The sequence below is a fragment of the Chryseobacterium sp. 'Rf worker isolate 10' genome (assembly GCF_050753305.1).
Lineage (GTDB): Bacteria > Bacteroidota > Bacteroidia > Flavobacteriales > Weeksellaceae > Chryseobacterium.
This window is the reverse complement of the sequence record NZ_JBOZOF010000002.1, coordinates 752980-766943: the sequence shown is the minus strand read 5'-3', so window position 1 is coordinate 766943 and position 13964 is coordinate 752980. Positions and strand designations below refer to the sequence as shown.

Genomic DNA, 13964 nt, shown 5'->3' with positions numbered 1-13964 from the left:
TATGTTCAAGTTTATTTTTAATAGTATTAAAATCTGTATGAAATATTTCCTCCGAATGAGGTAGAAGTGAAATTTCCGTATACGGTTCCTCTTTCGTCGTATGCTTTTAAATTGAAAACATTACTTACATAGATGGACAGTCTGAAACCGCTTAAGAAATCTTTAGTGACTCTTAAATGGATATTATGCAAGGTTTTGTTATATAACCCTGATAATTTTTCTTCTGAAGGCTTCAGGAAAAGTCCTTGGTATTTCGGATTGGTACGGTCGTTTTCAGGAATCATCTGTGATTCTCCGTCATGTTTGATATAGCCTATCGGATAAATATCATTAGCACCATTCAGTCTTCTGTCTGAAAGGAAATGATCTGTTCTAAGACCAATAATCAATCCTGATGAAGCAAGATGATAATCAAAACTGAAACTGGCTCTGGCCATGGAACTTTTATTTCTTGAATCATTGTAAATTCCGTATTCATAATCTTTATCAACAATAGCAGGAGCACTGATTTTATAAAGACCTTCATCCTTATGACCGGAAGTTTCTACATAACTGGCATTGAACCCAATTACAAGATTTAAGGCTTCTATCTTTTTGAAACTTGCCATCAGCTCCAGTCCTTTATCCACTGATGAGTATCCATTCACAATTCGATTCTGGAGATAGTTAAATTTTTCCGTTCCGACAATTTCGAAAGTAGGCACATTGGTTCCTGATATATTGACATTCACTTTCGCTTTGTCCATGATTTTATGAACACTTGCTGTGGTAAATCCGTCAAATAGTCTATTGTAATAAGCCGTAAGGTTAACCGTTGCAAAAGGAAATCTGTAATCAACTCCCACTTCGGTTTTCCAGCTTCGTGACGGTTTAAGATTGGCATTATCCCCCGGAGTCACTACGGTCTGCATGATAGCAGCCGAGTAATATCCCGGCAAACGATAATCCCCAAGAAGGAAGTCAAAATATCTTGGTGCGGTATAGATCTGATTCAATGATGGAGCCTTGGAAGTCAGTCCAAAACCTCCTCTCACAGAAAATTTCCCCATTTGGTATGAGGTATTAACCCTTGGTGAATAAGTAGAAAATGAATTTTGCAGATCGTAACGAAGTCCCAGATTGGTTTTTAAGATATGTTTGTTGGCAAAAGCTTTCGTAATATTATCCTGGATATAAAATGCATACTGCTTGGTGGCAAAAACATTATCACGGTAATTAAAATCTCTCATTCCATTGGATCCCTGTCCTGCAGCACTGAATGTTGTAAACTGTCCTGCTGTTCCATACCGCCCTTTTCCAAAATTGTTTCCATATCTGAAATTGGCACCTATGCTGTACATGTGAACCCATTTTGAGGTTGTAATCTTACTACCGTTTACACTTACATCCGTGAAGATATTAAGAGGTTTACCCTCGGAAAAAGCCTGATTCTCATAACTTGGCGGTGTATAAGGAGCATAATAAACCCCATCTGTGGTTGAGTTTCCATAAGGGCGCGCACCTTGGTTCAGCCAGTACCTGCGCTCTGTAAGCTGTGTTGAATAACTGATTCCTACATCTGCATTTATCGTTCTGAAAAATGGTTTTCTTCCATTTTGGTAAAAATTATAACTGATATTATTTCCTAATGAAAAGCTTTTATTGTCTACATTGATGATCATTCCGTCAAGATCATCCGGATCTCTCTTTCCTTTACTCGTATTGGTAGAAAATGATGCTGAAAGTTTATTGGTAAACCCGTTTTTACTTCTTGATGACCATAGGAAATTCACATTCGTTCTGTCATATCCTACCAGACTGGTTCTTGGATCAGAAAGTGAATTCATGTAGTCTACAGACACATTAAGCGCATTATTGTTTTTAAGCTTAAAACCTTTTGTAAGCCCTACCTGATAAGTTCCTTCTCTAAGGGAAGCATCCAAACGGAGCGGTGATGCTTTAGCAATGGTTGTTACTTTAATAAGTCCTGATGTTAAATCCCCGTACTTGGCATCCGGAACTCCCTGTATTACTTCAATACTTTCGATATTCTCAGTCGGGATTTCTCTTAAATCGACACCATAATTCGGCTGGCTTGGCGTTAAGTTTCCTCCATTAGTGGTAGTATTAAAGCTTATTCCGAAAGGACCGCTGTTGGCAGAATCATAGCTCTGCATGTTTTCGTTATTGGATAATGCAATATCGTTGACCATCAATTGTACTCCAAATGCCCTGTTCCCAAAATCATCACCTCCGGGAATATTTCCTGAGCCTGTTACTGAAGCACCACTGGCCGTTCTGAAAACAATATTTTTAAACTGCGTGTTATCAAATTGTTGTACGTATTGACCAGGTAATTGCTGAAGTACGTCTCCAAGAGAAAAAGACTGTAAATTCTGAAGGGCTTCCTGTTGGATAGCAATTTCAGAAAACTGTTTTTTTCTTGCAGTAAGCTGTACTCCTTCTATTCTGATTTCAGACTTTCCTAAAGGACTTTCTTTATCAGGAATTATTTTCAGCTTCAGCTCCTCTCCGTCTTTTAAGGTGATTTTTTCTCGTTTATTTTTCTCATTCCGAAAATTTATTTCACATTGTCCTATAAAAGACATTTTAAATTGATCAGCAATGATAAGCTTACATTTCAACGGAGAATAACCGTTGGTATTTATGGTTCCCCTTTTAAGTTCCCCATTATGATAAAACTCAACTTTTTGGGCAGACAAGAATCCGCCTGCTGCCAGAAAAGCAACACCAACTAATAACGATAATTTCACCCTTAAAATATTTAGACGGCAAAATTAATTATAATTATTCTAAATAAAAAGTAAGTTATTGAAATTATTTAAGTTATTTTAACTTAAAATTAAAGAATATCGATATACAATTCCCTACATAAAGAATAAAATAATAATACAAATCACCACAAATAATGACTTCAAAGGCACATTATAATGAGCAGCCTCAACTTTTTTTCTTATAATATATTCTAAGAAATAATAATAAAAACCACCTTCTATAATCTGAAAGTGGTTTTTATTTAATCTGGATAAGTAATATTAAAAAAAAAACGACTCTAATAAGAGTCGTTTTTTTTTTTTTTTTAAAAAAAAAAATTTTTTTTAAAAAGATTTAAAAAATTAAAAAAAAAAAAAAAAAAAACCCCACCCCCAACTATTATTTTTTTTTTTTTTATTATTACTCTAAAAAAAAAAAAAAAAAAACCACGACTCTAATAAGAGTCGTTTTTTTTTATTCTTCAGAAAAATTATTTTTTTAAATCTGCTTTTACATCTTTATAACCATCTGAAACTGCATCTGCGCCTTTCACAGCAACATTCTTCACACTTTTTGCACCTTTGGTAGCCGTTTTTCCAACCCATTTTGTGCTGTTTTTAACACCTTTTTTTGTAGCTTTTGCCCCTTTTTGAGTTTTATCTCCAACCCATTCTGCACCATCTTTCACTCCTTTTCCTGTTGCTTTTGCTCCTCTCTGAATAGCATTGCCTACATTTTTAGCTTCCTGCTTTACAGTTTCCTGAGCATTAATAGCTATTGTAAATAATCCAAAAGCTAATAAGGTGAATAACTTCTTTTTCATATTGTCATTTTTTTTTAATTAACTTGGTGAATATAGCATAAAACAAGCCAAATTTTTATCATCAAAAAAAAACATTGAAAGCAGCTTATTCCTCTCCTTTCAATATTATATAAATTTTTCATCTTAACGAAGACATGGCTTAAAATCGTCAACCCAAATACGACTTAAATGTTGAATTTTACAACTGTAAGAGGATTAGGAATAAAAAAAACAGCAAACAATGTTTGCTGTTTTTTTTATTTATAACTGAAATTAATCAATAATTATTTTACTTCTTCGAAGTCTGCATCCTGTACATCTTCAGTTCCGGCGTTTCCACCAGCGTTCTGAGCTCCAGCACCTGCATCAGCACCCGGCTGTTGACCAGCTGCATATAATTCTTCAGAAGCTGCCATCCATGCTGCATCCAACGCTTCAGTTTTAGCTTTTACGTCATCAGCATTTTTAGCTTCGAAAGCTGTTTTTAATTCTGCGTGAGCTGCTTCGATTGCTGCTTTTTTGTCAGCAGAAAGTTTCTCACCGAATTCTTTCAATTGCTTTTCAGTCTGGAAGATCAATCCGTCAGCTTTGTTGAAGATTTCAACTTCTTCTTTTCTCTTAGCATCCGCTGCAGAGTTTTCCTGAGCTTCTTTCTTCATTCTTTCGATTTCTTCGTCAGAAAGACCTGAAGAAGCCTGGATTTTGATAGACTGCTCTTTACCAGTTCCTTTATCTTTAGCAGATACACTTAGGATACCGTTAGCATCAATATCGAATGTTACTTCAATTTGAGGAACTCCTCTTGGTGCTGGTGGAATATCCTGAAGATCGAATCTACCGATTTCTTTGTTATCGTTGAACATAGATCTTTCACCTTGTCCTACTCTGATGCTTACAGCTGGCTGGTTGTCAGAAGCTGTAGAGAATACTTCAGATTTTTTAGTTGGGATCGTAGTGTTCGCTTCAATTAATTTAGTGAATACAGAACCCATTGTTTCGATACCTAAAGAAAGTGGAGTAACGTCAAGTAGTAATACATCTTTTACATCACCTGTCAATACACCTCCCTGGATAGCTGCACCAATAGCTACAACCTCATCCGGATTCACTCCTTTAGATGGTTTTTTACCGAAGAATTTTTCTACTTCTTCCTGGATGATCGGAATTCTTGTAGAACCACCTACCAAGATTACTTCGTCAATATCAGAAGTTGATAAACCAGCATCTTTTAATGCTTTAGCAACAGGCTCCATAGATCTTCTTACAAGATCAGCAGATAATTGCTCGAATTTAGCTTTTGTTAAAGTCTTCACTAAGTGTTTTGGACCTGTAGCAGTAGCTGTGATATATGGTAAGTTGATCTCAGTCTGAGGAGAAGAAGATAATTCAATTTTAGCTTTTTCAGCAGCTTCTTTCAATCTTTGAAGAGCAATTGCATCAGATTTTAATTCAACACCTTCCTCAGCTTTGAACTCATCAGCCATCCAGTTGATGATCACATCATCAAAGTCATCACCTCCTAAGTGAGTATCACCGTTTGTAGACAATACTTCGAATACACCGTCTCCTAAATCAAGGATAGAGATATCGAAAGTACCACCTCCAAGGTCATATACTGCGATTTTCTGATCTTTATGGTTTTTATCAAGACCGTAAGCTAATGCTGCAGCTGTAGGTTCGTTGATAATTCTTTCTACTTTAAGACCTGCAATTTCTCCAGCTTCTTTAGTAGCTTGTCTCTGTGCATCGTTGAAGTATGCAGGAACAGTAATTACCGCTCTTGTTACTTCTTGTCCAAGATAATCTTCAGCAGTTTTCTTCATTTTCTGAAGTGTCATTGCAGAAATTTCCTGTGGTGTATATTCTCTATCGTCGATTTTTACTTTTACAGTATCGTTTGGTCCGGCAACCACTTTATAAGGTACTCTTGTGATTTCAGAAGCATCATCTTTAAAGTGAGTTCCAATAAATCTTTTGATAGAGTAAACAGTTTTTGTTGGATTCGTTACAGCCTGTCTTTTTGCAGGATCACCTACTTTTCTCTCTCCGTCTTCCGTAAAAGCTACGATAGAAGGAGTAGTTCTCTTACCTTCTGCGTTAGGAATAACAACAGGGTCTTTACCCTCCATTACAGCAACACAAGAGTTGGTTGTTCCTAAGTCAATTCCAATTATTTTACTCATAATATTTTATATTTTTTCTATTTTTAATTTAATTTACACTCTCAATTTCTCAATATCTGTACCATTCAAAGAATTATGACAAAATGACACAATAAAAATAAAAAACCCGATAAAATCGAGGTTTTGTATGATTTAAAATGGTAATTTTTTCATATTAACTTTAGCAGAATGCCACATATCAGGACTCTCTGCATTTTCAACAGATACTTAAACACATTCATTGATCCTTCTCTGTCATGAAATCTTTTACAGTATAACCTTTTCCTATACATTCAATATCATTTGCTCCATAAAATCAGGATACTCTCAATATTAAAATTTACAAAACAGACTGATTATCAATATATTCATTATCAACACAGCAAATTAATTCACCAATCTTTAAAAATTAATCAAAGTTTAACCTAAGAAATAGAGTAAGAATCTTGGCGAATTATTATTTTTGATAAAATATACACATTTAGAATGTCAATACACTTTAATCCACGAGATATCACATGGCTGGCCTTTAATGAAAGAGTTTTGCAGGAAGCCATGGATGAAAAAGTTCCCTTACATTTAAGAATACGTTTCCTCGGAATTTTCTCCAACAATTTAGATGAATTTTTCAGAGTGCGTGTTGCAGGATTAAAGCGTGCCATGGATTTTAAGGAAAAAGTGATTGCCGAATCTTTCTACCAGCCGCCGTCCAAAATTCTTCAGCGCATCAATGAAATTGTGATGAGACAACAGCTGAATTTTGATAAAACCTGGAAAAAAATCCAGACTGAAATGGCTGATCATAAAGTTTCTATTAAAAACTCCAAAAACCTGACTGTAAAACAAAAGGAGTTTGTCCGCCAATATTTCGATGAAGTGGTAGAATCTAATGTGATTCCGATTCTTCTTCACGAAAATACGCCAATGCCTTATCTTAGAGACAAGAGTCTGTATCTGGGTGTTGCAATGAGAAAAAAAGACTGGCAGTATTCCAGCAATTATGCAATTATTGAAATTCCGTCCCGTTTTGTAGGAAGATTTGTATTACTTCCAACGGAAGATCCGGAAGAGAAAAATGTGATGTTACTTGAGGATGTGATTACCTTTAATCTTCCGCATATATTTTCTTATTTCGGATATGATGAATTCTCTGCCAATGCTTTTAAAGTAACAAAAGATGCTGAGCTTGATCTTGACAATGACATCAAAACCAACTTCGCAGAAAAAATAGAAAAAGGGCTTAAAAACAGAAGAAAAGGAAAACCTACCCGTTTTGTTTTTGATAAAGATATGGATAAAGCTTTGCTGGAGCTCCTTATCAGAAAACTGAATTTAACCAAAAAAGACAGCATCATTCCAGGAGGAAAAATTCATAATTTCAAGCACTTCATGGATTTTCCAGATGTTTTTGAAAAGTATGAAAGACCCGTGGAAAGAACTTCTTTTACGCATCAGGCGTTTGAACACGGAGAAAGAGTGACAGATGTTATTTTAAAAGAAGACATTCTTCTTACTTTCCCTTACCACAAATACAATCCGGTGATTGACCTTCTGCGTGAGGCCGCTATGGATCCGGATGTAAAATCTATACAAATTACTGCTTATCGTCTGGCAAGCAGTTCAAAAATTATCAATGCCCTGATCTATGCTGCCAGAAATGGTAAGGAAGTGACTGTAATGCTGGAGCTTCAGGCAAGGTTTGATGAAGAATCCAACCTGGAATGGAAAGATATGCTGGAACCGGAAGGAATCAATGTTCTTGTCGGGATTCCTAACAAAAAAGTACATGCCAAGCTGTGTATCATCAAAAAAAGAGCACACAATAAAACCATCCAGTATGGATTTGTAAGTACCGGAAATTTCAATGAAAAAACGGCAAGAATATATGGAGATCATTTGTTGCTGACTGCAGACCGTGGAATCATGGCAGACATCAATAAAGTATTCAATGTACTGAAAAAACCGAAAGATGATTTCATTCCGATTTTGAAAACTTGTAAAAATTTATTAGTTTGCCCTCAATTTATGCGTGAAAAGATTGTTCACCATATTGATAAAGAAATTGAAGAAGCCAAAGCCGGACGAAGGGCAGAAATCATCGTAAAAGTAAACTCTATGAGCGACAGACTGCTGATAGAAAAACTATATGATGCAGCCAAAGCCGGAGTGGTAATCAGATTAATCGTAAGAGGAATCTATTGTGCCGTAAACCAAAAGGATTTTAAAGAAAAAATAAAAGCCATAAGTATTGTAGACGAATATCTGGAACATGCAAGAGTAATGTATTTCTACAATAAAGGTTCCGAAGACATGTACATTTCTTCCGCTGACTGGATGACCAGAAACCTGGATTACAGGATTGAAGCAGCCGCTAAAATCACTGACAAAAACCTTAAGAAAGAATTAAAAGATATTCTTGATATTCAGCTTAGGGATAATGTAAAAGCCAGAATTCTGGATAAAAGACTGGGTAATGAATATATAAGAAATGATAAAAAAGAATGTCGTTCACAAATAGAAACCTATAAATATTTAAAAGCTAAAACAACTAAAAAATGAAGATAGCAGCGATAGACATAGGGAGTAATGCAGCCCGCCTTCTTATCAATGAAGTAAAGATCAATAACAGAAAACCCGAATTCATCAAGCTGAACCTTCTCAGAATTCCTCTGAGACTGGGAATGGATGTTTTCACTATTGGGAAAATAGGTCCGGAAAGAGAAAAAATGGTTATTGATTCCATGAAAATCTTCAGTGACCTCATGAAAATATACAAAGTGGATCATTACAGAGCCTGTGCCACAAGTGCCATGCGTGATGCAGCTAATGGTAATGAAATCATCAATCTGGTAAAAGATGCATCAGGAATTGATATTGAAATCATTTCCGGTGATGAAGAAGCTACTCTTATTTATGAAAACCATGTCGCAGAAGGTCTTGACAAAGAATTTGCCTATTTATACATTGACGTAGGTGGAGGTTCTACAGAGCTTACCTTTTACGAAAACGGTAAAATGGTTTACGAAAAATCTTTCAATATCGGAACCATCCGTCTTCTTAATAATCTGGTTACCATGGAAAACTGGAAAGAAATGAAGGATGAAATCAAAGACAATATTGTCAGCAAAAAACCGATTGTTGCCATCGGATCAGGAGGAAACATCAACAAAGTGTTCTCTATGAGCAAAACCAAAGACGGAAAACCGATGTCTTTAGCTCATCTGAAAAAGGTTTATAAAGAGTTCAATGAACTGTCTGTGGAAGAAAGAATGACCAACTACAATCTTAGAGAAGACCGTGCCGACGTATTGGTACATGCTCTTAGTATCTTCAATAATGTTATGTCATGGTCTGACATCAACAGGATTTTTGTCCCAAAAATTTCTGTGGCAGACGGATTGATTCATAATATTTACAGTCAGCTGCAAAATAAAAAGTAACAGCAAACGATACTATTGAAAGCCAGCCATTTTTGTGCTGGCTTTTTATTTTATCATTGCGAACAGGCTGAAGGTTTGCGAACATGGTTCATAAGTGACAAAGCAATCTCTGTTATTAAGTTTTGGCTAAAGCCAATAGAAGGTGGCTCATTTTTTAAGGCGGGCTAAAGCCCACCCCTATTGAATTATTAAATCCAGACATTTAAGACAACATCATTTATCAAAAAAATTTAAAGTAAAACATCATCCTCATCCGTCATACCCATATCAATAGCAAAGCAATGAACTCAATCAAAATAATTCTTACAGGGGCTACAGGAATGGTAGGCGAAGGTGTTTTAATGGAATGTCTTGAAAATCCGAATGTTTCCGAGATCCTGAGCGTAAGCAGAAAACCCTCTGGAAAAACACATCCCAAGCTGAAAGAATATCTTATCTCCGACTTTTTATCCATAGACCTTCATGATGAAAAACTGAAAGGTTATGATGCCTGTTTTTTCTGTGCCGGAATCAGCAGTGTAGGAATGAATGAAGAAGATTATACCAAAATCACTTACGATACAACCATTCACTTTGCGAAAGCTGTTTTGAACCAAAATCCGGACATGGTATTCAGCTATGTTTCCGGAGCAAGCACAGACAGCACAGAGAGTGGAAAACTGATGTGGGCACGCGTGAAAGGCAGAACAGAAAATGCTTTAAAAAAGATGAATTTCAAAGGGGCTTATAATTTCCGTCCCGGATTTATGAAACCAGTTGAGGGTCAATTGAATGTAAAATGGTTTTTTAAACCTTTTATTTGGATTTTTCCTGTTTTTTTTCAGTCAAAATCATTAACTTTACACGAAGTGGGTAGAGCAATGATCAAAGTGACACAAAACGGATACCCTACATCTACTTTAGAAATTAGAGATATTAAAAACTTAGCGATATGAGAGACATGTTAAAAAGAATTGTTCTGGTTATTTTTGTACTCTTGCTTGTGACTGCTGTTTCAGGATATTTTTATATGCAGAAACATCCGTTGGAAGGAAATAAATCAGGAACAATTTTAAACTTCTCCGGCAAATCCGGCAAATAATATCATCCTAAAATTCTTTTTTCCATCACATTTTTATCTTTTATTAGAAATAAACCTATTTTTTAAACATTTCTTAAAATTCCATTAAAATAGTTGCGAAATTTAAAGTTCATTTTTGCATTTATCTAATTGAAGTAAAAATGATCAACAACTACCTATTAAAAGGGTCTGTGATAGCCGCATTCTTTTTTCAGAGCGGTCTTTTCGGACAGACACTGATTCATTACTGGAATTTTAACGATAACTCTTCTGCGGCTACAGTCACTGCACCTTCATCTACATTGGTGAACGGTTCTCTGGCAGCTGTAGTAGGAGGAACAAGTATAATCGACTTTGCAGGCGGTACCGGACAGAATTTTAGTTCTCAAAATTTAAATGCCAGAAACGGTGATGCATCCGGAACTCATTTAAGGTTCAATAATCCGATTGGTGGAGCTTTGCAGTTCAACCTTCCTACGACAGGATACAACAATGTTATTGCTAAGTTCACTACAAGAAGATCTGCGCAGGGAGCAGGAACTCAAACCTGGTCTTATTCTACCAACGGAACTACTTTTGTACCATTCCAGACGGTGAGTCCTCAGGATGCCGATCCACAGCTGGTGACCCTGGATTTCTCCGCTATACAGGGAGCCAATAACAATCCTAACTTTAAATTAAAGGTAGAATTTTCTGCAACGGGAGGCGGAACAGGAGGAAACAATCGTTTTGATAACTTTACAGTAGACGCAGCCCCGATAGGAAGCGTTGATACTACCCCACCTTCAGTCACTTATCTTCCCGCTAATAATACGAATAACATTCCCACTACTGTAAATCCTACTTTATCTTTTAATGAAAATGTAAGATTAACCGATAATTCTGCGATCAACGATTCTAATGCACAAAACCTTATTGAATTCCGTCTTGGAAATGCTGCAGGTACCCAAGTTCCCTTCACTACAACTTTCAGCAACAATACCATCACTGTAATCCCAACTTCCGGCCTCGCGCTGGGACAGACTTATTATGTAGCGCTTAAACCTAATACGGTAGAAGACTTCAGTGATAATGGAGTTACTACTGTTACTTCCAGCACTTTTACAACTGTCGGAACAACGATTTCTTTAGAAAAGAATTTTATAAAAGTGAATGAAAATGCAGGAACCCTTGCATTTAAAATCAATATCACCAATCCTTCAACCTCTACGGTCAATCTTGTTGTAAAACCAGCGCCATTCAGTACAGCTGACAGTAATGATTTTACTTTAGCCAATCAAACAATCAATATTACTCCGTCTACAACGAGTTATACGGTTAATATTCCGATTATTGATGACACCTTGGCAGAACAACAGTCAGAATATTTTGTTGTAAGCCTTGAAAATCCGGTTGGAGCTACTATTTCAGGAGACAATTCTGCAACCGTTTATATTGTAGATAATGATAAACCGGCCCCGGTTCCTTCCCATCAGATTCAGCTGAATTATCTCCTAAGTTTTGATCCCTCAGGAAGTAATAACAGTTCTACGGAAATTGTAGTTCATGATCCATCAACACAACGTTTATTCACGATCAGCTCCATTACAGATGTTTTTGACATTATCGACTTCAGTAATCCGGCAACACCATCAGTGGTAAAAACAGTGAATATGACTCCTTATGGCGGAATCACAAGTATTGCCGTGAAAAACGGAATCATTGCAGCCGCTTCCCCAAATACCGATCCTCAGCAAAACGGTTCTGTCGTATTCTTTGATATCAATGGAAATTTCCTGAAGCAGGTAACTGTAGGAGCTTTACCGGATATGATAACTTTCTCTCCTGACGGGACAAAAGTGGTTACTGCCAATGAAGGAGAACCTAATGACGCCTATACGGTAGATCCTGAAGGAACCATCAGCATCATTGATATTTCCGGAGGTATAGGAAGTCTTACCCAAAGCAATGTAACGACTCTTAACTTCAACAGTTTTGATTCTCAGGTAGCAGCATTAACGGCTACCGGTTTAAGAAAAGTAAGAACGAATAACACGCTTTCTCAGGATCTGGAGCCTGAATACGTAACCATCAGTGCCGACAGTCAGAAAGCATGGGTAACGCTTCAGGAAAACAATGCCATTGCCGAAGTTAATCTGGCTACTAAAACCATCACAGGAGTTTGGGGATTGGGCAAAAAAGACATGAGCCTTCCTGGTAATGGATTTGATGCTTCGGACAATAACGGAGAGGTTTTAATTGCCAATTGGCCCGTAAAAGCTTATTATGTACCGGATGCAGTACAAAATTATAAAGTAGGAAGCACAAATTATATTGTAACAGCCAATGAAGGTGACGAAAAAGATCTTTCAGGATACAGTGAAAGAACGACCGTAGGAGCAAACAACTATACTTTAGATCCTGTATTGTTTCCGAATTCCAATATTTTAAAGGCTTCTTATAATCTTGGAAGGTTCAGGGTTTCCTCAGCTACAGGAAATACGGACGGAGATGCAGAGTTTGAAGAAATGGCCGCTTTAGGAGCCCGTTCTTTCTCCATTTTCAATGCAGATACTAAACAGATTGTCTACGACAGTGGAGATCAGTTTGAACGGTATATTGCCGCTAATCATCCATTAATTTTCAATGCAGATAATGAATCTAATGGTGCTAAAAACAGAAGCCGTGCCAAAGGTCCTGAACCGGAAGGTGTAGCACTAGGAAAGATAAACGGACAGACTTATGCTTTCATCACACTAGAAAGAACTGGAGGAGTTATGGTTTATAACATCACAGATCCTAATAATCCTACGTTCACAGATTATAAACATTCCCGTTCTACCTCAGCATACGGAGGGGATAATGGCCCTGAAGGAATCATCTACATCGCTCCTGAAAATACAACTACGAATAAAGGTTATGTGATTATCGCCAATGAGATCAGCGGAACTTTATCCATGTATGAAGTAGCGATGCCAGCAACACTTGGAACCGGCGAGGTAAAAACTGAACAGTCGACTTTCAACGTATTCCCAAATCCTGTCAACAAAGGAAATACACTTTACTTTAACAGAAAGCAAGATTACGAATTATATGATATGTCCGGAAAATTAATCGGAAAAGAGAAGAATGCATTAACAATAAGCACTTCCAATCTTTCTACCGGTGTTTATCTTGTAAAAACGTCAGAAGGACAAATTAAGAGAGTCATAGTAAAGTAAACATAAATTACAGTATACCATTCTATTGTAAAGCTTCGGAAAATCCGAGGCTTTTTTGTTATGGCGAAATTTAAGATGATTTAACTTTTAAAATTCTTGAAAAAATCATTTTATATCTATATTTACCTTCAACAAAAACCCAATTCACAATGAAAAATATGAAAACAGGAGGAATTTTGATTCTCCTTTTACTAGGAACAGGAACCGCATTTTCACAATCCAGAAAAGTAGAATCCCAAAAAGGCGTAGAAAAAACAGAAGGTAATAAAGTTGTACATGTGGAAGGTGTAGGCCACACCCTCAATTATGCTCTCAATGGAGGGACAGTTGAGGTAGAAGGTGGTGATAATACATTAACAATCAAAGGAAGTGCAAAGAAGATTGAGGTCTCCGGAACAGGTAATAAAGTATATGTTGATAAAGTGGACAAAATCTCCATGGAAGGTGGTGACAATGTAGTCTATTACCGAACTTCCGGAACAAAGTCCGGAAAACCTGATGTTTCCATTACGGGAGTAGGAAATAAAGTGGTAAAACAATAAAAAT

The 13964-nt window shown here is 36.6% G+C and carries 9 protein-coding genes; 6 read left to right on the top strand and 3 right to left on the bottom strand.

The genetic code is table 11. The features are described 5' to 3' along the window. Positions 1–26 precede the first annotated feature (26 nt). The 3 genes from LKL37_RS13440 to dnaK all read right to left on the bottom strand — a co-directional run bounded on the left by LKL37_RS13440 (position 27) and on the right by dnaK (position 5739). Complete coding sequence (locus tag LKL37_RS13440; protein WP_431611056.1) at positions 27–2753, bottom strand: TonB-dependent receptor plug domain-containing protein; 2727 nt, start codon at positions 2751–2753, stop codon at positions 27–29. 491 nt (positions 2754–3244) lie between these two features. Further along, positions 3245–3577, bottom strand: coding sequence for a hypothetical protein (locus LKL37_RS13435; RefSeq protein ID WP_431611055.1), 333 nt, complete (start codon positions 3575–3577; stop codon positions 3245–3247). Positions 3578–3840: 263 nt separating this feature from the next. Further along, positions 3841–5739 carry a molecular chaperone DnaK gene (gene dnaK, locus LKL37_RS13430; protein WP_431611054.1) on the bottom strand — a complete coding sequence of 633 codons (1899 nt, stop codon included), beginning with the start codon at positions 5737–5739 and terminating at the stop codon, positions 3841–3843. Between the two features lie 465 nt (positions 5740–6204). Between dnaK and ppk1 the strand changes: the two genes are divergently transcribed. The 6 genes from ppk1 to LKL37_RS13400 all read left to right on the top strand — a co-directional run bounded on the left by ppk1 (position 6205) and on the right by LKL37_RS13400 (position 13960). Next, entirely contained in the window at positions 6205–8277 is a 2073-nt protein-coding gene (gene ppk1 / locus LKL37_RS13425; RefSeq protein WP_431611053.1) for a polyphosphate kinase 1, read from the top strand. Beyond that, the gene (locus tag LKL37_RS13420) at positions 8274–9158 is read left to right on the top strand and encodes an exopolyphosphatase (RefSeq protein ID WP_431611052.1); all 885 of its coding nucleotides are present in this window, start codon (positions 8274–8276) and stop codon (positions 9156–9158) included. The genes ppk1 and LKL37_RS13420 overlap by 4 nt, the downstream gene beginning before the upstream one ends. A gap of 281 nt (positions 9159–9439) precedes the next feature. Then, positions 9440–10093 carry an NAD-dependent epimerase/dehydratase family protein gene (locus LKL37_RS13415; RefSeq protein WP_431611051.1) on the top strand — a complete coding sequence of 218 codons (654 nt, stop codon included), beginning with the start codon at positions 9440–9442 and terminating at the stop codon, positions 10091–10093. After that, positions 10090–10239, top strand: a complete 150-nt coding sequence (locus LKL37_RS13410; protein ID WP_156106575.1) for a hypothetical protein — start codon at positions 10090–10092, stop codon at positions 10237–10239. The genes LKL37_RS13415 and LKL37_RS13410 overlap by 4 nt, the downstream gene beginning before the upstream one ends. Positions 10240–10379: 140 nt before the next feature. Beyond that, positions 10380–13418: a choice-of-anchor I family protein gene (locus LKL37_RS13405; RefSeq protein ID WP_431611050.1), complete on the top strand. Its 3039-nt coding sequence runs from the start codon at positions 10380–10382 to the stop codon at positions 13416–13418. 149 nt (positions 13419–13567) lie between these two features. After that, a complete protein-coding gene (locus tag LKL37_RS13400) occupies positions 13568–13960 on the top strand; it encodes a DUF3060 domain-containing protein (RefSeq protein WP_431611049.1) in 393 nt (130 codons plus the stop codon). Positions 13961–13964: the final 4 nt, after the last annotated feature.

What these genes read in the sequence shown, in the direction of transcription:
- LKL37_RS13435 (WP_431611055.1), bottom strand. Translation starts at nt 3,577, where the DNA reads ATGAAAAAGAAGTTATTCACCTTATTAGCTTTTGGATTATTTACAATA.
- dnaK (WP_431611054.1), bottom strand. Translation starts at nt 5,739, where the DNA reads ATGAGTAAAATAATTGGAATTGACTTAGGAACAACCAACTCTTGTGTT.
- ppk1 (WP_431611053.1), top strand. Translation starts at nt 6,205, where the DNA reads ATGTCAATACACTTTAATCCACGAGATATCACATGGCTGGCCTTTAAT.
- LKL37_RS13420 (WP_431611052.1), top strand. Translation starts at nt 8,274, where the DNA reads ATGAAGATAGCAGCGATAGACATAGGGAGTAATGCAGCCCGCCTTCTT.
- LKL37_RS13415 (WP_431611051.1), top strand. Translation starts at nt 9,440, where the DNA reads ATGAACTCAATCAAAATAATTCTTACAGGGGCTACAGGAATGGTAGGC.
- LKL37_RS13410 (WP_156106575.1), top strand. Translation starts at nt 10,090, where the DNA reads ATGAGAGACATGTTAAAAAGAATTGTTCTGGTTATTTTTGTACTCTTG.
- LKL37_RS13405 (WP_431611050.1), top strand. Translation starts at nt 10,380, where the DNA reads ATGATCAACAACTACCTATTAAAAGGGTCTGTGATAGCCGCATTCTTT.
- LKL37_RS13400 (WP_431611049.1), top strand. Translation starts at nt 13,568, where the DNA reads ATGAAAAATATGAAAACAGGAGGAATTTTGATTCTCCTTTTACTAGGA.